Below are 16,426 nucleotides of genomic sequence, written 5' to 3' on the forward strand. Positions count from 1 at the left end.
CATGACCCTTTTTTCCCGCACGACTTCTCCACAGGCTCCGGCCCGTGTCGGCCATCGCGCGCCGGGACGGCTCACGCTGGTGCAGATGATGGTCGCCAGTACGGCACTGGCCGCGGTGGCCATGGCGGCGATGCCGGTGCATCAGAAGTACCTGCGTGAACGCCATGCCGCGCTGGCGGCGGCCGATCTGTCGGCGCTCGACGCGAGCCTGAGCGATTACCTGCTGCGCAACGAAGGGGCAGGGCCGGCGCTCGACCAGTCGGTGCTGCCGGTGCCGTCGCCCGTGGTGTCGGTCGCCTTGCCGACCGGCACGGTGACGACCACGGTCTCGCTCATGCAGCAGCTCTACGCTCAGGGCTGGACGCCCAGGGCCGGCGAGTTCTACAACTACGGGGCGTCGTTCGACGCCAAGGGCTATACGCTCAGCGCCACGGGCAAGCCCGGCCAGGCCTGCCGCCTCACCCTGGTGGTGGCCGATGCCACCCAGCCGGCACCCGTGCGGACCTTCACGGCCGCCAAGGGACCGGACTGCGGTTTGACGCGCTGGTGACCCTTCAGGGGACAGGAAGGATGCCCCCGCCCGGATCGCCGGCACGTCAGCGGCCGGTGCTGGGCAAGGCTGGCCGGAGGAAGACCGGCGCAGGCTCAGGGTTGGGCGAAATAGCTGCGCGACGCAGCCATGCAGAAGGGCGGCTCGTAGGTGCCGTGGTAGTTGGCGTAGTAGGTCGCGAAGGCGGGGCTGGAGGGATCGGTGGGGGCATGGCCATCCACGCCGAAGGCCGCCTGGATCATCGGGTCGACGTCGGTGGCCAGCAGGTCGACGCCGCCGGCTTTCTGCCAGGCCGAGATCAGGGGGTCCATGTGCACGGCCTTCGGCACGGTCGGATCGCCGCTGCCGCCGCACAGCATCACCCGGCTTGCGGGTTTCCATTGCAGCAGGCTGTTGGCCGCTGCGGCACGTCCCACGCCGCTTCGCGGGTTCTGCATCTCTTGCAGGAAGGCGGGCTGGATCAGCAGGGCGCGGGCTTCGTCGGGTGTGACCGAGGGGCCGCCGGGAAGCTTGCCGGCCTTGATCAGGCCTTCGGCGTTCAGGGTGGGGTTGGGCAGCAGGTCGTCGATGCCTTCAGCGTACGGTGCCTTGAAGGCCCGGCTGGCGTCGCTGTAGAGGTCGCCATAGGTTTTCTGCCAGGCGGTGGTGACGAAGGGCATGAAGAACTGGTAGCCGGCGATGGCCTGCGGCAGCTGGAGCGCACCCGTGAGGTTGTACGGACCGGCCATGAAGGCTGCGGCGTCGACCTTGATTTCAGTGGACAGGTTGGCCTCGATCTCGCGTTGCGCGGCCATGGCGGCATGCCCACCTTGCGAGTAGCCGTTGAGCAGGACCCGTCCGGACAGCGCCGAGCCGATCTGCGGGGCTGCGTGGCGGGCCGCGCGGATGGCGTCGATCACGGTCGCGGCCTCGGAGTCGGCGTGCAGGAAGGGGTGATAGGGGTGGGCCGACTTGGCATAGCCGAGGTAGTCGGTGGCGACCACCGCATAACCTTGCGTGGCATAGAAGCTGGCCAGCAGCAGGGTTTCGGGGTCTTGCGGATTGGCCAGGGTGCGGGTCTTGACCAGCTCGGTGCCGCGGGCGTACGCCAGCAGCGAGGCCGGCGTGCCGCAGCCCTGTCCGGTGCCGGCGGGCAGCAGCAGCACGCCCGAGGCGTTGCTGTCGGCTTCGCCCTTGACCGTGGGGGTGAGGTAGTTGAGCGACACGACCTTGACGTCGCACCGTGCGGCGCCGGTCAGGGGCAGCAGGCCCTGGCTGGTCGCGAACTGGGTGATCTGCTGGGCGCTCAGGGTGGCCAGGATTTGCGGCGGGTCGATCAGGTCGCCGCGCACGGGCCCGACGGGTGTGGGGGGCACGGGCTGGTCGGCGTCGCCGTCACCTCCGCCCCCGCATCCGGCCATCAGGATCAGGGTGACGGCCACGGCGGCCGGGGTCAGGGCGTGTTTGAAGCAGTGCATGTGTGTGACTTTTGAGCGGGAAAGCTCGAATGCTGATGCACTGCGAATCAAGGGAGATGCGGGTAACTTCCTATAAAAAGCAAACGATTGTCATCAATTATCAGGGGTCGGCGGATTGATCCCGGGCGCGATTCACGGTGCGATGGCCTGGGCTTCGGGGCAGTGGCCGATCGCCCCGTCGAGCCAGGCGGTGAAGAGGCCGAGCGCGGCACGCGGCTCGCGCCGCTCGGGCTGCACGAGGTAATAACGGCGGTCGCCGAAGCGGTGAGCCCGGCAGGCGATGACCAGCTCGCCGCGGCGCAGTTCGGGCTCGACCAGCAGGCGCGGCACGAGGGCCGCGCCGAGGCCGTGCACCGCCGCGGCGGCGACCATCGAAAACAGTTCGTAGCGCGGGCCGGCCGTCGCCTGCGGGGTGAGCGCGGCGGGCACGCCCTGGGCCTCGAACCAGCGGCGCCAGGCATCGGGGCGGGTGCTGATCTGCAGCAAAGGCCAGTCGGCCAGTTCGTCGGGCGTCAGGGGGCCGCGCTGGTCGGCGTCGTCGGGCCGGGCCAATGCCGTGTGGGCGGCCAGCAGGGCGGGTGCGCAGACGGCGATCACGTCCTCCTGCAGCAGTGCGGTGGCCGTGACGCCGGGCCAATCCCGCACCTGCTCGGCGGTGCCCGCGTAGATGGCGGCATCGAAACCCGTGTCGCCGAACAGGAAGGGCCGGGTACGGGTCTCCATGTGGATCACGAGTTCGGGGTGATGCTGCCGCAGTTGGGGCAGACGGGGCAGCAGCCATCGCGTGGCGAAGGTGGGCACGGTCGCCAGGCGCAGCGTGCCGCCGCTGCCCTGGCCGGTCATCACGTCCTGGGTGTCGCGCTCGATCGCATCCAGCCGCTGGCGCACCTGCCGCGCGTACTCGGTGCCGCCGGGGGTCAGCACCATGCCGTGGCGGGTGCGGCGGAACAGCAGCACGCCCAGGCTTTCCTCGAGCGCGGTGATCTGGCGCGACACGGCGCTCTGGGTGAGGGCCAGCTCCTGTGCGGCGCGGGTATAGCTTTCATGGCGCGCGGCGGCTTCGAAGCATTGCAGGGCCTGGGTCGATGGAATTTTTCGGCGCATGTTGAAGCGCCCGCGGCAGGGCTGCGGGCCAGGTCTGGACGGATCGGTGCATTGTGCATGCAGAGCCTGCACCGATCGCAGCGGCCGCGGGGCTTCAGGCCGTGTCGGCCTGGGCCACGCCTGCGGACAGGGCGATGGCGACGGCGGCCTCGAGCGTGAGCTCGCCGTGGGCGACACGGTCGTCGATGGCTTGCGTGTCGTGGGCCGCAAACGCCATGACTTCGCCGTCCCGGTTGTCGGGTTGCAGGCCGGGCGGCAGCAGCCAGGCGTAGGTGTGCACGACTTCGACCATGTAGCCGTGGCTGCCCGAATCGTCGACGGGCCGGCGCACGGTGTATCGGCCGCAGGCGCGGACGTCGAGTGCCTGCTCGACGCGCACGCCGGCTTCTTCCCAGGCTTCGCGCACGGCGGCCTGGGCAGGATGTTCGCCGTCGGCGACCAGCCCGCCGGCCAGGCTGTCCCAGCGGCCCGGGTCGGTGGCCTTGTCGAGTGCCCGCTGCTGCAGCCACCAGAGGGGCTGGCCCTGGACGGCGGCGTGGACCTGAACGGCACAGGTCGTGATGCCCAGGTTGCGGGAGACGCCGCGTTCGACGCGGCTGACGCGCTGGCCGGTGCAGTTGTCGGGAACGGCGATGCGTTCGTCGCGCCAGCGGCCGGCGTGGCCGTTGGCGCGCAGCCAGTCGGCCAGGGTGTCGAGGGCCTCGTCCCAGGGGGCTTGCAGGTGGGCCGCTCCGCCGTGTTCGGCCAGGGGCAGCGGCGCGGCGAGCAGTTCGGCCAGCAACGGGCGGGCGATGGAGCCGATGGCGTGCGGGCCGGCGATCAGGGGCACGCGCGGCAGCGCCGGCTCGCGGCGGGTGAGCGCCTGCATGGCCGGCCACCAGGGGCAAGCGCAAAGGAGGGAGGGCGAGGTGGGCAAAGGCATGGCGAGACGCGGAGGAAACGGATCCCGCCGCTTCGGACGGCAGGCCGTGCGGGGCCCGGATTCGGACCCATCGGCCCACATTGTCGCCGGGGCGTTACCAGCCGTTGAAGCGCGGCCAGCTTTCGTGCCCGCCATCGGGCCGCGACACGGTGTAGGCCGCGTGCTGTGCGCCGGTGGCGCAGGCATGGTTGGGCACGATGCGCAGGGTGCTGCCCAGAGGGAAACGGCGGGCCAGATCGGTACCGGGGTCGCCGGTCCATTGCAGCACGCCATGCTCCTGGTTGGCGTCGTTGAAGGCCAGTTGCGGGATGGCCTGACCCTGGGCATCGCAGACCAGGCCATAGCCATGGTCGTGAGCCTGCTTCTGCGTGCCGCGGTCGCGGCTCATGGCCATCCAGCCGGCGTCGGTGATGAGGCGGCCGGCCTCGGGCTGGTGGCCGATCACGGTACACAGCACCGAGAGCGCGATGTCGTCGAGCGCGCAGACGCCCACGCCGGCCATCACTAGGTCGAAAAAAACATAGACGCCGGCGCGCACCTCGGTCACGCCGTCGAGCGCACGGGCACGCAGCGCCGTCGGCGTGGAGCCGACGCTGACGACCGGGCAGGGCCAGCCTGCAGCCCGCAGTCGCTCGGCTGCCCGCACGCAGCCCGCACGTTCCTGTTCGGCCAGGGCCGCCAGTGCCGCGTCGGTGCGCAGGCCGTAGGAGCTGCCGGCGTGGGTGAGCACGCCGTGCAGTTCGGCGCCGCCCTGGGCGTCGTGTGAGAAAGCGCGGGCCACCTCGAGCAGCATGGGCGAATCGGGTGCGATGCCGCTGCGGTGCCCGTCGGTGTCGATCTCGACGAGTACCGGCAGCACCAGGCCCCGGGTGCGGCCGAAATCCGACAGGGCCCGTGCGCCTTCGGCGGACTCGACCAGCAGCGTCAGGCGCAGGCCGGCTTGGATGAGGCGGCCTGCGTGTTCGAACTTGGACGGCACGATGGCCACGGCGTAAAGGATGTCGTCCACCCCTGCGGCGAAGAACTGTTCGGCTTCCTTGAGCGTGGACACCGTGATGCCGCGTGCACCGGCTTCGAGCTGGCGCTGGACCACCTGCGGGCTCTTGCTGGTCTTGGCGTGTGGGCGAAAGGCCACGCCCAGGCTGTCCATGCGCTGCTGCATGTCGGCGATGTTGCGCATCATGCGGGCGCTGTCGAGCAGCAGGGCGGGGGTGTCGATGGGCGTGGATGGGGCGTGCATGGCGGGTGGCAAGGGGTCTAGGGGATGGCGGGGCCGAACGGATGGCGAGGTCAGACTGTAGTGCGAAGACTGCGATTTGTGTTTAATGCAGTTTCACTGCAGCGTTAAGGAAAATTGAATGCTGGATCTCGACGATCTGCGACTGGTTCGGGCGCTGGATGCCTGCGGCTCGCTGGCCGCTGCCGCGCGCGAGCTCGACCTCACGCCGCCGGCGCTGTCGATGCGCCTCAAGCGCCTGGAACAGCGGCTCGGCGTGGGCCTGGTGGTGCGGGGGGCGCGCGGCACGGCGTTCACCGACGAGGGCCTGCGCCTGCGCGACGAGGCCGCGAGCCTGCTGCGTGCGCTCGAAGCCGTGCCCGAACGGGTCGCGGGGCCGGCACGGGCCATGGCGGGCAGCCTGCGCATCGTGGCGCCTTTCGGTTTTGGCCGCCGGCATGTGGCGCCGCTGCTGGCGTCGTTTCGCGGCCTGCATCCGGCGGTGGTGGCCTCGCTCACGCTGTCGGAGTGGCCGCTGGCCGATGCGGCGGGCATGGACGTGGTGATCCATGTGGGCGCCGTGCGCGACATGGCCTGGATCGGGCATCCGTTGGCCCCCAACGACCGGTTGCTGTGCGCGAGTCCGGCCTATGTGCGCCGGCGCGGCATGCCGGCGCATCCGTCGGAGCTGGCGCTGCACGACTGCCTGTGCCTGCGCGAAAACGGCGAGGATGTCACGCGCTGGCGGTTCCTGCCGTCGGCCGCCGCACCGGGTGACCGCGATGCGGGCCACGCAGCCGATGGCGCCGCGCGCCGTTCGCTGCAGGTGCGGGTGCGACCCGGTCTGTCGAGCAACGACGGCGAGGTGATCTGCGATTGGGCGCTGCGCGGCCTGGGAATCATGGTGCGCTCGGAGTGGGAGGTGGCGCCGCTGCTGCGGGCCGGCCGGCTGGTGCCGGTGCTGCCGCAGTGGCGGCTCGACGATGCGCCGGTGTTGGCGCTGGTGCCCAGCCGGCTGGGGGCTTCGGCCCGCCTGCAGGCCTTTCTGGCGCATGCACGGCAGGCTTTGCAGCCGGTGCCCTGGCGTGTCAGGAAAGGCCCAGCATCGCCTTGAGGCCATGGTCGGCCGAGGGCGCGCTCAGGCCGACGTGGTGTTCGAGTTCCTCGAGGTGGCGGGACATGAGCTGGGCCGCGCCGTCGGCGTCGCCGCGTTCGAGGCAGTCGACGATCTGGTCGTGCTCGTCGTGTTCGCAGGCGGCATTGCCGGGCGGCTGGTAGAGCGCCACGATGAGCGAGCAACGCGACACCATTTCCACCAGATAGCGGTAAAGGATGGGGTTGCGTGCCAGCTCGCCGATCTTCAGGTGGAAGCTGCTGGCCAGGCGCGCCCAGGCCGGCTGGTTGAAGCGGTGCATGACCTCGTGCTCGGCCTTGAGCTGCTGGCGCAGCGCGGCGATGTTCTCGGGGGTGACGCGCTGCGCGGCCAGCCGCACCAGGGTGTCTTCGAGGCCGCGCCGGGCCTCGAAGATGTCGCGTGTTTCCTCGGGCGTGGGCACGGCGACGATGGCGCCGCGATTGGGCCGCAGTTGCACGACATGGTCGTGCGCCAGCCGCTGCAGGGCCAGCCGGACGGTGGCGCGCGTGGTGCCGAACAGCTCGCACAGCGTGGCTTCGGGCAGCTTGGTTCCCGGCGTCAGGCGCTGGTCCATGATGCTGTCGAAGACCGTGCGGTAGATGCGCGATTCGACGCTGCCGTCATCGGCGGCGTCGGCCATGGCGCCGCCGATGCGCGGCGGCGCGAGGTCGATGTCGGCCGCGGCAGGGGCCTGGATCTCGGCTTTGGCCTTGGCCTTGACTTTGGCGGGCGCGCCGGTCTTGCGGGAGGGGGCGGATGAGGGTGACTTCACGGTCATGATGGGCGCAGAGCTTACTCCGATTGGCGCGGGGCGGAACGCAGCCGGGGCCGCTGCGTGCCGGCCGCTGCCTAGGACAGAAGAGGCTGAAGGGCCGTGGCCAGCCGGATCAGGCGCAGGTCGCTGCCGGCCGGACCCAGCAGCGAGATGCCCATGGGCAGGCCCTCAGCGCCTCGCATCGGGATATTGACCTGGGGCAGACCCGCCAGCCCTGCGATGCAGGTGATGCGCAGGGTGCGGATGCGTGCGGCGTCGACCGCCTCGGGCGGGGCCGTGCGCAGCGGTGCGGCACTGGCGGCGGAGGGCAGGATCGCCACGCCGTCCGTGCCCAGCCATTCGCGCACGTGGGCAGCGATGGCGCGGGCGGTCTGGCGCGCGGCGGCGGCGGCATCGGCCGTGACCGTGCTGGCGTACTGCCAGCGGGCCGCGACGGCGGGCGCGAATCGTGGCGGGTGGCTGGCGATCCACTCGCCGTGGGTGGCCCAGCCGTCGTAGGCTCCGGCGGTGACATAGGTCTGGCGCCAGCTGTCCAGGCCGCCCAGGCTGTCGGGCTCGTGGTCTGCGCCGGCTGCCCGGGCGACGCTGGCGGTGCAGGCCAGGTGCGCACACAGCGCATCGCGGACACGGGCCACCAGCGGCGCAAAGCCGGGGTCGGCTTCGGCGCAGGCGTCCTCCAGCACCGTCACGCGGGCGAAGGCGCCGGCCGTATCGGGCAGCAGGGTGGCGCCGACCCGTGCAAAGGTGGCGGCGTCGTGGGCCAGCCAGGTGCAGGTGTCGAACAGAGGGTGCAGCGCCACCATGTGGCCGCCGGGCAGCAGCCCGTGGCTGGTGCGCAGGCCCCACAGGCCGCAGTAGCTGGCCGGCACGCGGGTCGAGCCGCCGGTATCCGTGCCCAGCGCGAAATCGACGAGCCGTGCCGCCACGGCCGCGGCCGAGCCGCTGGAGGAGCCGCCGGTCACCCGGTCGGGCACTGCGCTGTTGACGGGCGTTCCGTAGTGGATGTTGTCGCCGTGGATGCTGTAGGCCAGCTCGTCGGTCAGCACCTTGCCCATGAGCGTGGCGCCGGCATCGAGCAGGCGGTCGACCAGCGGGTGGCTGGCGGTGGGGACGGGGTGGCTGTCCAGCCAGACGGGATTGCCCGCGCCGGTCGGGTGGCCGGCGACGTCGAACACGTCCTTGACGGCGAAGTGCAAGCCGCTCAGCGGCCCCTCGGCGTGTGCGGGAATGGTGAAACGGCCATGCGGCACCCAGGCGCCCACGGTGTCGGAGATGGGGAAATTCGAATCCATCATCGGGTCTGTTCTCGAAAAAAAGCGGATGTCAGGACAAAGCGGCCGAGAGCACGGCTTCGGAGTGTTCGCAGATGGCGCCGGGCGTGGTCAGCCAGACCTCGCCGCGGTCGCGCGCGCGGGCCAGGTGCTCGAGTGCCCGCCGCAGGTGGCGCAGCCGGTAGGGCTGGCCCACGATGTAGGGATGAAGCGCAAGGCCCATGACGAGCGGCTGGGCGCGGGACTGTTCGCGCATCTCCTCGAAATTGTCGACAACCATTTGCGCGAAGGCGCCGGCGTCCATGCGGCGCGCGACGATGGCCGGGATGTCGTTGAGTTCCTGCGGATAGGGCACCGACCACAGCACGCGTCCGTCGCGGGTGTGCATGGGCAGCGGCTGGTCGTCGTGGCACCAGTTGAGGGTGTAGCGGTAGCCGGTCTCGGCCAGCAGATCGGGTGTGAGGCGGCTCTCCGAGATCCACGGCGAGAGCCAGCCGCGTGGCGCCGTTCCCGTTTCGCGTGCGATGCGATCGCGGCAGCCCGCCAACAGGCGCCGTTCGGCCTCGGGCGGCCAGTCGCCCTGGCGTTCGGCGTTGGTGTGGCCGTGGCCGACGATCTCGTCGCCGCGTGCGGCACAGGCGGCCAGCAGATCGGGGCAATGGTCGTAGAGGGCGGTGTTGACCAGCGTCGCACAGGGCAGCGCGAGCTGGTCGAACAGCTCGATGCAGCGCCACGCGCCCACGCGGTTGCCGTATTCGCGCCACGCGTAGTTGAGCACGTCGGGCTCGGGCGAGACCGGGCCGATGGCCGCGCCCAGCCCCTCGCCGAAGGCGAAGTGTTCGAGATTGAAGCCCAGGTAGACCGCCAGGCGCGCGCCGTTGGGCCAGGCGTAGTCGGGGCGGCCGTGGATGGCCTGGTAGTCGAAACGCCCGTGCGTGGGCAGCAGGCTTTCGTAGGCCGAGGTCATGCGGCCTCCGGCGGCGTGGTGCCGGCCTGGCGGTCGAGCAGCCATTCGGCGCTGTCGTTCCACACGTCCATGTGGGTGATCAGGCCGTGGCTGACGACGTAGCGATCGACATACCGGTTGCCTTCGAAAGGCGTGCCGTCGGGCCAGGCGCCGTACAGCGTGCCGAGGCTGTAGACCACGGTTTCCTCGGGTGTGCCGCCGGCGACGACCTCGGTGCGTTCGATGCGTTTCTTGACCCAGGCATAGCGGCCGGCGTTGAAGGCCGCGCATTCGGCCGGCGCGCTCATCGCCCGGCCGCCCGTGAAGCGGATGCGCAGGCCGGGCGCGATGAAGGACTGCACGCCGGCGGGGTCGGGAATCATCAGCACGCGCAGGTACTCGTCGACCAGCTCGGCGGGGCTCCGCGGATGTCCGGATGCCTGGATTTGGGGCGTGGATGCGCCCTGATTTGATGCGTTGTCCATGGTTTTTCTCCGAAGTGGTGCACGCCGTCGAAAAGCAGGGTTCCGTCGTGTGCATGTTTTCTTGTCTGCAAGGCTTGTGCCAAATTGTCGACAATATGATGTGTATATGTTTTTCGATAAATTCTAAATATTGTTGACGTTGGCATGGCGATTGCATGAAGGGCGGTATCCCAAACCTGCCTCATGAGGAGAATCGCCATGCTGACCGTCTGCTCCACCGCTCAACCCCAGGGCCGCCGCCGTGTGCTGGCCGCCGCCGCTCTCATTGCCGTGTGCGGATGGGCCGCCGCGCCCGCCCAGGCGGCCGAGCCCATCAAGATCGGCCTGGTGACGGCGCTGTCGGGGCAGTCCGCCCTGGCCGGCGAGTCGATCACACGCGGCATTTCGGTGGCCATCGACGAGATCAACGCCAAGGGCGGCTTGCTGGGCGGCCGCCCGCTCGAGCTGGTGCGCCGCGACGACGAGGGCAATCCGGCCAAGGGCGTGTCGGCAGCGCGCGAACTGATCCATCGCGAGAAGGTCGCCGTGCTGTTCGGCGGTCTGGACACGCCGGTGGCCACGGCGATCGTGCCGCTCGTCAACCAGTCGAAGACGCCGTTCATGGTGCCGTGGGCTGCAGGCACACCCATCACGCGCAACGGCGCCAAGCCCAACTACGCTTTCCGTGTGTCGGCCGTCGACGAGATCGTGGACGTGGCCATGCTGGACTACGCGCAGGCCAGCTTCGGGGCCAAGAAGCCCGGCATGATCCTGGTCAACAACCCCTGGGGCGAATCCAACGAAAGGGGCCTGCGCGCGGCGATGACGGCCAAGCAGGTCGAGCTGGCCGGTGTCGAGAAGTTCGAGGCCAACGACGTGGATGTCGTGCCGCAACTGACGCGGCTCAAGGCCGCCGGGGCCGATGCGCTGTTCATGGTGGGCAATGTCGGACCCTCGGCCCAGGTGGTCAAGTCGCTCGACCGCATGGGCTGGCAGGTGCCGGTGGTGTCGCACTGGGGCCCTGCCGGCGGCCGCTTCACCGAGCTGGCCGGACCGAACGCGAAGAACGTGCATTTTGTGCAGACCTACAGCTTCTTCGGCGCGCAGACGCCGGTGCGCGAGCGGGTGGTCAAGGCGCTGATGGCCAAGTACCCCGACGTGAAGGGCCCCGAGAACATCACGCCGGCCGTCGGCGTGGCCAATGCCTACGACGCGATGCAACTGTCGGCCCTGGCGATTGCGGCCGCGGGCTCGACGGATGGCGAGGCCGTGCGCGAGGGCTACACCCGGATCGCGCGTTACGAAGGCCTGATCAAGACCTACGTGAAGCCGTTCACCGAGGACAACCACGATGCCCTGTCCGACAAGGACTATGTGTGGGCCCAGTTCATCGGCGACCGCATCCTGCCGGTCGGCTCCGCGAAATAAATCGTCCATCGGCGGTGCAGGGCACCGCCCGTCAAGGATCTGGTGATGCTTTTGTTGTCTGCATGGATCAGCGGACTCGGCCTGGGTAGCATGTACGGGCTGATGGCGCTGGGTTTCTACGTGACCTACGCGGTCTCGGGGACGGTCAATTTTGCCCAGGGCAGCTCGATGATGCTGGGGGCGGTGCTGACCTTTTCGTTCTCGCACACGCTGGGCCTGCCGATGCCGCTGGCCATTGCGCTGGCCCTGCTGGCCTGCGCGGCGTACGGCCTGGTGGTCGAGGCGCTGGCGGTGCGGCCTTTCGTGAGCCGCGGCTCGGATGCCTGGCTGATGGCCACGGTCGCCCTGGGCATCGTGCTCGACAACGTGGCGATGTTCGTGTTCGGCAAGGAGCCGCGCAGCCTGTCGTCGCCGCTGGCGCAGACGCCGCTGGACCTGGGCGGCCTGGGCCTGAGCGTGTACCCGCTGCAGTTGCTGATCCCCGTCGTGGGACTGGCGCTGGCGGCTGCGCTGCACCTGGCTTCGCGCCGCACGCGCTGGGGAACGGCCATGCTGGCGGTGGTGCAGAACCGGGCCGCGGCGCGGCTCATGGGCATCCCGATCCGGCGCCTGGTGGCGGTGGCCTTTGCCTTGTCGACGCTGTTCGCGGGCATTGCGGGGGTGTTGATCGCGCCGCTCTTCAACGTGCATTCCGACATGGGCACGCTGTTTGGCCTGAAGGCCTTTGCCGTGGCGATTCTGGGCGGCATCACCAGCGCCTGGGGCGTGATGGTGGCGGGCCTGCTGTTCGGCCTGATCGAGGCCACCGTCACGGTCACGCTGGGTTCGGGCTACACGCAGATCGTGACGTTCGGCCTGGTGATCGTGGCGCTGGCGTGCCGCCCCAACGGCCTGTTCGGCCGCGCGGAGGTGCGCAAGGTATGAAACCGATGGAACAACAACGCAAACGAGGCGCCCTGCGCGCCCCGGGCGGGCCTTTGCTGGGCCTGGGCTCGGCCTGGCAGATCGTGCTGGTGCTGGCCGTGCTGGGTGCGGGCGTGGCGGCGGCGCTGTCGCTCAACACCTACTACGTGTATGTGCTGGCCAATGTGGCGCTGCTGGCGGTGGTCGGCGTCGGCCTCAATGTGCTGATCGGCCTGACGGGGCAGGTCTCGTTCGGGCATGTCGGCTTCTATGCGATCGGCGCTTACACGGTCGCCATTCTGACCACCGGCGCCGGCCTGAGCTTCTGGGCGGCCTGGCCGCTGGCGACGGTGCTGGCCGGCGCGGCCGGCGCCCTGGTGTCGCTGCCCGCCCTGCGGGTGAAGGGGCCCTATCTGGCCATGATCACCATCGCCTTCGGTTTCATCGTCGAGCACGGCATCGTCGAGATGCGCGAGCTCACGGGCGGGCAGAACGGCATCATGGGCATCCTGGCGCCCGAGCTGTGGGCCGGCGCCGAAGCCGAACGCAGCATCGCGCTGTTGGCGCTGGCGGCGGTGGGCGTGGCCCTGGCCGGTTATGCGTGGCTGGCGCGCGGCACCTGGGGCGCAGCCATGCGCGCCGTGCGCGACAGCGAGGTGGCCTCCGAATCCATCGGCCTGCATCCGCTGGCCATCAAGGCGACGGCGTTTGCGGTGTCGGCGGCCTGCGCAGGTGCGGCAGGCGCGCTGTTTGCGCCGCTGTCGACGTTTGTCACGCCGCATACCTTCGGTTTCCTGCAGTCCATCCTGTTCGTGCTGGTGGTGCTGCTGGGGGGGGCGGGTTCGGTGGCCGGACCGCTGGTGGGCGCCGTGGTGGTCGGCCTGCTGCCGGAGCTGCTGGCGAGCCTGGAGGAGTACCGGCTGCTGTTCTTCGGTGCCTTGCTGCTGGTGGTGCTGTGGGCCGCGCCCGACGGGCTGGTGGGCATGGTGCGGCGTTTGGGACAACTGCTGCGCCGGAAAACGCGGGGGATGCCCGGTCCGGACGGGCAGGCCGGTGCGGATGCATCGTGTGCCGAGCCGATCCTGGCGACCCGTGCACGCCAGTCGCTGCGTGCGCAGGGGCTGACCATGCAGTTCGGCGGCGTCCGGGCCGTGGACGACCTGGGCTGCGTGGCCGAAGCCGGCCGCGTGACCAGCCTGATCGGCCCCAACGGGGCGGGCAAGTCGACGGCGCTCAACATGCTCAGCGGCTTTTACGTGCCGACGGCGGGCCGCTTCGCATTGGGCGAACAGGCGCTGGCCGGGCAGTCGGCGGTGCACATCGCCCGCAGCGGCGTGGCGCGCACCTACCAGACCTCGCAGCTCTTCGGCACGCTCAGCGTGCAGGACAACGTGGCGCTGGCGATGCAGCGCGGGCGGCTGGGGCCGCTGCTGGGCGCGCGCCGCCTGAGGGATGCGGAGGTCGCCACACGGGCGCGGGCGTTGCTGGCCTGGTGCGGTTACGGCGGGGCGCCCGAGGTGCCTGCGGCCGATCTGTCCCACGTCGACCGGCGCCTGGTCGAGATCGCCCGCGCACTGGCGCTGGACCCGGACATGCTGCTGCTCGACGAGCCGGCCGCCGGCCTGTCGCGCGAGGACAAGGATCGCCTGGCCGTGCTGCTGCGGCGCATCGCCGGTGCAGGCGTCGGCGTGCTCATCGTCGAGCACGACATGGCGCTGGTGATGGGCATCTCCGATCATGTGGTGGTGCTCGACGCCGGCCGCCGGCTGGCGCAGGGCACGCCCGCGCAGGTGCAGGCGGCGCCGGCCGTGCAGCAGGCCTATCTGGGCGAGTCGCTCGATGCCGGTCCTGCCGGCGAAGGCCGGGCGGACAGACGCGAGACCGGCCCCGAGATGCTGGGGGTGGGCGGCGTGGTGGCGGGCTACGGTGCCGAGCCGGTGCTGCACGGCATCGACCTGCGGGTGCGTCGCGGCGAGGCGGTGGCGCTGCTGGGGGCCAACGGCGCGGGCAAGTCCACGCTGATGCGCACCCTGAGCGGCCTGCACCGGCCGCTGGCGGGCGGCGGCATCCACCTCGACGGCGAGGAGCTGATGCATGCCGGGCCCGAGCAGATCGTGGCGCGCGGCATGGTGCTGGTGCCCGAAGGCCGCCAGGTCTTTCCCGAGCTCTCGGTGCTCGACAACATCCGGCTCGGCGCTTTCCTGAAACCCGAAGGCCGGGAGGAGCGGGTGGAGGCCATGCTGCTGCGGTTCCCGCGTCTGCGCGAACGGCTGCATCAGCGTGCAGGCCTGCTGTCGGGCGGCGAGCAGCAGATGCTGGCCATTGCGCGTGCCCTGATGTCGCAGCCGCGCATCCTGCTGCTCGACGAGCCGTCGCTGGGACTGGCACCCAAGATCATTGCCGAGCTGTTTGCCGCGCTCGATCAATTGCGCCGCGAAGGCATGACGCTGCTGCTGGTCGACCAGATGGCGGGCCTGGCGCTGGCGTTGGCCGATCGGGCCTACGTGATGGAAAGTGGGCGTATCGTGGCGCAGGGCACGTCGGCGGAGATCGCCGCCGACGGTGCCCTGGCGGCGGCCTACCTGGGCGAGCGGCAGGCCGCCTGAAACCGACAGCGTCGAAGGAACAGACATGACACAACAACCGAGCCGCGGCCGCCGAGGCATGGCGGTGGCACCGCACGGCCTGGCGGCCCAGTCGGCCCTGGCGGTGCTGCGCGAAGGCGGCAACGCGATCGAGGCGATGGTGGCGGCGGCCGCGACCATCGCCGTGGTCTATCCCCACATGAACGGCATCGGCGGCGACAGCTTCTGGCTGGTCGGCCTGCCGCAGGCTTCGGGGGACACCGAGGTGCTGGGCATCGAGGGCTGCGGCGCGGCAGCGCTGGCGGCTTCTGCCGGGCAGTACGCGGGCCTGCCGGCCATTCCGTTTCGGGGCGGCAACGCCGCCATCACGGTGGCGGGCACGGTCTCGGGCTGGGACCAGGCCCTGGCGGTCAGCCGCGAGCGGCTGGGCGGACGGCTGCCTTTGTCGCGCCTGCTGGCCGATGCCGTCGACTATGCGCGGCACGGCATGCCGGTGACGGTCAGCCAGCACCGCAACACCCTGGGCAAGCTGGCGGGCCTGGCCGATGTGCACGGCTTTGCCGAGGCGTTTCTGCCGGACGGCCAGGTGCCGGCCGCGGGCAGCCTGTTCCGCCAGCCGCGCATGGCGGCGACGCTGGAGCACCTGGCGCGTGCGGGGCTGGACGATTTCTACCGGGGCGATTTGGCACGCAGCCTGGCTGCCGATCTGGCCGCGGCAGGCAGTCCGCTGGTGCTGGCCGATCTGCAGGCCCACCGGGCGGCGATGCGCAGGCCGCTCGAGCTGGCCCACAGCCGGGGCCGCGTCTTCAACATGCCGCCGCCCACGCAGGGACTGGTGTCGCTGATGATCCTGGGTCTGATGGACAGGCTCGAGGGCGGCCGCTCCGATCACCTGGGGGCCGATTACGTTCATGCCGCCGTCGAGTCGGTCAAGCAGGCCTTCGCGGTGCGCGACGCGCACATCACCGATCCGGCCTGCATGACCGTGGACCCGGAACGTTTCCTCGAGCCCGCCTCGCTCGACGCGATGGCCGCCCGCATCGACCGCGACAAAGCCGCGCCATGGGGTGAGGGCAAGGGACCGGCCGACACGGTGTGGATGGGCGTGATCGATGGCGAGGGCCGTTCGGTGTCGATGATCCAGAGCATCTATCACGAGTTCGGATCGGGTGTGGTGCTGCGCGAGTCGGGCATCAACTGGCAGAACCGGGGGGCTTCGTTCTCGCTGGTGCCGGGCCACATCAACGCGCTGGCGCCGGGCAAGAAGCCGTTCCACACGCTCAATCCGGCGCTGGCGCTGCTCGAGGACGGCCGCACGCTGGTCTACGGCAACATGGGCGGAGACGGCCAGCCGCAGAGCCAGTCGGCGGTGTTCACCCGCACGGTCGTGCAGGGCATGGATCCGCAGGCGGCAGTCTCGGCGCCGCGCTGGCTGCTGGGCCGCACGTGGGGCGAGAGTTCGGACACGCTCAAGCTCGAGGGCCGTTTCCCGGCCGCGACGGTCGAGGCGTTGCGTGCGCGGGGCCACGCGGTCGATGTGCTGGGCGATTTCGACGAGACCTTCGGCCATGCCGGGTGCATCGTGCGCAGTCCGGACGGGACCTTCGAAGGCGGTTTCGATCCGCGGTCGGACGGTGCGGTGGCGGCGTATTGAGGGGCTGCCGAAGGGC

14 protein-coding genes are annotated in these 16,426 nt (G+C 70.4%); 6 read left to right on the plus strand and 8 right to left on the minus strand.

Going from position 1 to position 16,426, the window contains the following annotated elements; genetic code table 11:
- Position 1: 1 nt before the first annotated feature.
- On the plus strand, positions 2-550 hold the full coding sequence (locus tag EC845_RS13960; protein ID WP_123298703.1) for a hypothetical protein: 549 nt from the start codon (positions 2-4) through the stop codon (positions 548-550).
- Positions 551-645: 95 nt separating this feature from the next.
- On the opposite strand, the gene EC845_RS13965 is transcribed toward EC845_RS13960, so the two are convergent.
- The 4 genes from EC845_RS13965 to EC845_RS13980 all read right to left on the minus strand — a co-directional run bounded on the left by EC845_RS13965 (position 646) and on the right by EC845_RS13980 (position 5,273).
- Positions 646-2,007, minus strand: a complete 1,362-nt coding sequence (locus EC845_RS13965; RefSeq protein ID WP_123298704.1) for a S9 family peptidase — start codon at positions 2,005-2,007, stop codon at positions 646-648.
- Between the two features lie 132 nt (positions 2,008-2,139).
- Positions 2,140-3,111, minus strand: coding sequence for a LysR family transcriptional regulator (locus tag EC845_RS13970; RefSeq protein ID WP_123298705.1), 972 nt, complete (start codon positions 3,109-3,111; stop codon positions 2,140-2,142).
- 94 nt (positions 3,112-3,205) lie between these two features.
- Positions 3,206-3,979, minus strand: a complete 774-nt coding sequence (locus EC845_RS13975; RefSeq protein ID WP_158615698.1) for an NUDIX domain-containing protein — start codon at positions 3,977-3,979, stop codon at positions 3,206-3,208.
- Positions 3,980-4,127: 148 nt separating this feature from the next.
- A complete protein-coding gene (locus EC845_RS13980; RefSeq protein WP_123298707.1) occupies positions 4,128-5,273 on the minus strand; it encodes an alanine racemase in 1,146 nt (381 codons plus the stop codon).
- Between the two features lie 118 nt (positions 5,274-5,391).
- Between EC845_RS13980 and EC845_RS13985 the strand changes: the two genes are divergently transcribed.
- The gene (locus EC845_RS13985) at positions 5,392-6,363 is read left to right on the plus strand and encodes a LysR family transcriptional regulator (RefSeq protein WP_123298708.1); all 972 of its coding nucleotides are present in this window, start codon (positions 5,392-5,394) and stop codon (positions 6,361-6,363) included.
- On the opposite strand, the gene EC845_RS13990 is transcribed toward EC845_RS13985, so the two are convergent.
- The 4 genes from EC845_RS13990 to EC845_RS14005 form a co-directional block, all read right to left on the minus strand.
- Positions 6,338-7,162 carry a GntR family transcriptional regulator gene (locus EC845_RS13990; RefSeq protein WP_123298709.1) on the minus strand — a complete coding sequence of 275 codons (825 nt, stop codon included), beginning with the start codon at positions 7,160-7,162 and terminating at the stop codon, positions 6,338-6,340. The two genes, EC845_RS13985 and EC845_RS13990, sit on opposite strands and share 26 nt — an antisense overlap.
- A 71-nt stretch (positions 7,163-7,233) precedes the next feature.
- Complete coding sequence (locus EC845_RS13995) at positions 7,234-8,454, minus strand: amidase (RefSeq protein ID WP_123298710.1); 1,221 nt, start codon at positions 8,452-8,454, stop codon at positions 7,234-7,236.
- Positions 8,455-8,482: 28 nt separating this feature from the next.
- Positions 8,483-9,397 (minus strand): polysaccharide deacetylase family protein, encoded by a 915-nt coding sequence (locus tag EC845_RS14000; protein WP_123298711.1) that lies wholly within the window; start codon positions 9,395-9,397, stop codon positions 8,483-8,485.
- Entirely contained in the window at positions 9,394-9,861 is a 468-nt protein-coding gene (locus EC845_RS14005) for a nuclear transport factor 2 family protein (protein ID WP_123298712.1), read from the minus strand. The genes EC845_RS14000 and EC845_RS14005 overlap by 4 nt, the downstream gene beginning before the upstream one ends.
- A 198-nt stretch (positions 9,862-10,059) precedes the next feature.
- On the opposite strand from EC845_RS14005, the gene EC845_RS14010 reads away from it, so the two are divergent.
- Genes EC845_RS14010 through EC845_RS14025 form a run of 4 tightly spaced genes read left to right on the plus strand, consistent with a single transcriptional unit; the run spans position 10,060 to position 16,410 of the window.
- Positions 10,060-11,268 (plus strand): ABC transporter substrate-binding protein, encoded by a 1,209-nt coding sequence (locus EC845_RS14010; protein ID WP_123298713.1) that lies wholly within the window; start codon positions 10,060-10,062, stop codon positions 11,266-11,268.
- A gap of 45 nt (positions 11,269-11,313) precedes the next feature.
- Positions 11,314-12,192: a branched-chain amino acid ABC transporter permease gene (locus EC845_RS14015; RefSeq protein WP_123298714.1), complete on the plus strand. Its 879-nt coding sequence runs from the start codon at positions 11,314-11,316 to the stop codon at positions 12,190-12,192.
- A 5-nt stretch (positions 12,193-12,197) separates the two neighbouring features.
- Positions 12,198-14,777 carry a branched-chain amino acid ABC transporter ATP-binding protein/permease gene (locus EC845_RS14020; RefSeq protein WP_123298715.1) on the plus strand — a complete coding sequence of 860 codons (2,580 nt, stop codon included), beginning with the start codon at positions 12,198-12,200 and terminating at the stop codon, positions 14,775-14,777.
- 25 nt (positions 14,778-14,802) lie between these two features.
- Complete coding sequence (locus EC845_RS14025) at positions 14,803-16,410, plus strand: gamma-glutamyltransferase family protein (RefSeq protein WP_233598065.1); 1,608 nt, start codon at positions 14,803-14,805, stop codon at positions 16,408-16,410.
- Positions 16,411-16,426: the final 16 nt, after the last annotated feature.

The organism is Comamonas sp. BIGb0124, from assembly GCF_003752175.1.
Classification (GTDB): Bacteria; Pseudomonadota; Gammaproteobacteria; order Burkholderiales; family Burkholderiaceae_C; genus Comamonas_F.

What these genes read in the sequence shown, in the direction of transcription:
- EC845_RS13960 (WP_123298703.1), top strand. Translation starts at nt 2, where the DNA reads ATGACCCTTTTTTCCCGCACGACTTCTCCACAGGCTCCGGCCCGTGTC.
- EC845_RS13965 (WP_123298704.1), bottom strand. Translation starts at nt 2,007, where the DNA reads ATGCACTGCTTCAAACACGCCCTGACCCCGGCCGCCGTGGCCGTCACC.
- EC845_RS13970 (WP_123298705.1), bottom strand. Translation starts at nt 3,111, where the DNA reads ATGCGCCGAAAAATTCCATCGACCCAGGCCCTGCAATGCTTCGAAGCC.
- EC845_RS13975 (WP_158615698.1), bottom strand. Translation starts at nt 3,979, where the DNA reads ATGCAGGCGCTCACCCGCCGCGAGCCGGCGCTGCCGCGCGTGCCCCTG.
- EC845_RS13980 (WP_123298707.1), bottom strand. Translation starts at nt 5,273, where the DNA reads ATGCACGCCCCATCCACGCCCATCGACACCCCCGCCCTGCTGCTCGAC.
- EC845_RS13985 (WP_123298708.1), top strand. Translation starts at nt 5,392, where the DNA reads ATGCTGGATCTCGACGATCTGCGACTGGTTCGGGCGCTGGATGCCTGC.
- EC845_RS13990 (WP_123298709.1), bottom strand. Translation starts at nt 7,162, where the DNA reads ATGACCGTGAAGTCACCCTCATCCGCCCCCTCCCGCAAGACCGGCGCG.
- EC845_RS13995 (WP_123298710.1), bottom strand. Translation starts at nt 8,454, where the DNA reads ATGATGGATTCGAATTTCCCCATCTCCGACACCGTGGGCGCCTGGGTG.
- EC845_RS14000 (WP_123298711.1), bottom strand. Translation starts at nt 9,397, where the DNA reads ATGACCTCGGCCTACGAAAGCCTGCTGCCCACGCACGGGCGTTTCGAC.
- EC845_RS14005 (WP_123298712.1), bottom strand. Translation starts at nt 9,861, where the DNA reads ATGGACAACGCATCAAATCAGGGCGCATCCACGCCCCAAATCCAGGCA.
- EC845_RS14010 (WP_123298713.1), top strand. Translation starts at nt 10,060, where the DNA reads ATGCTGACCGTCTGCTCCACCGCTCAACCCCAGGGCCGCCGCCGTGTG.
- EC845_RS14015 (WP_123298714.1), top strand. Translation starts at nt 11,314, where the DNA reads ATGCTTTTGTTGTCTGCATGGATCAGCGGACTCGGCCTGGGTAGCATG.
- EC845_RS14020 (WP_123298715.1), top strand. Translation starts at nt 12,198, where the DNA reads ATGGAACAACAACGCAAACGAGGCGCCCTGCGCGCCCCGGGCGGGCCT.
- EC845_RS14025 (WP_233598065.1), top strand. Translation starts at nt 14,803, where the DNA reads ATGACACAACAACCGAGCCGCGGCCGCCGAGGCATGGCGGTGGCACCG.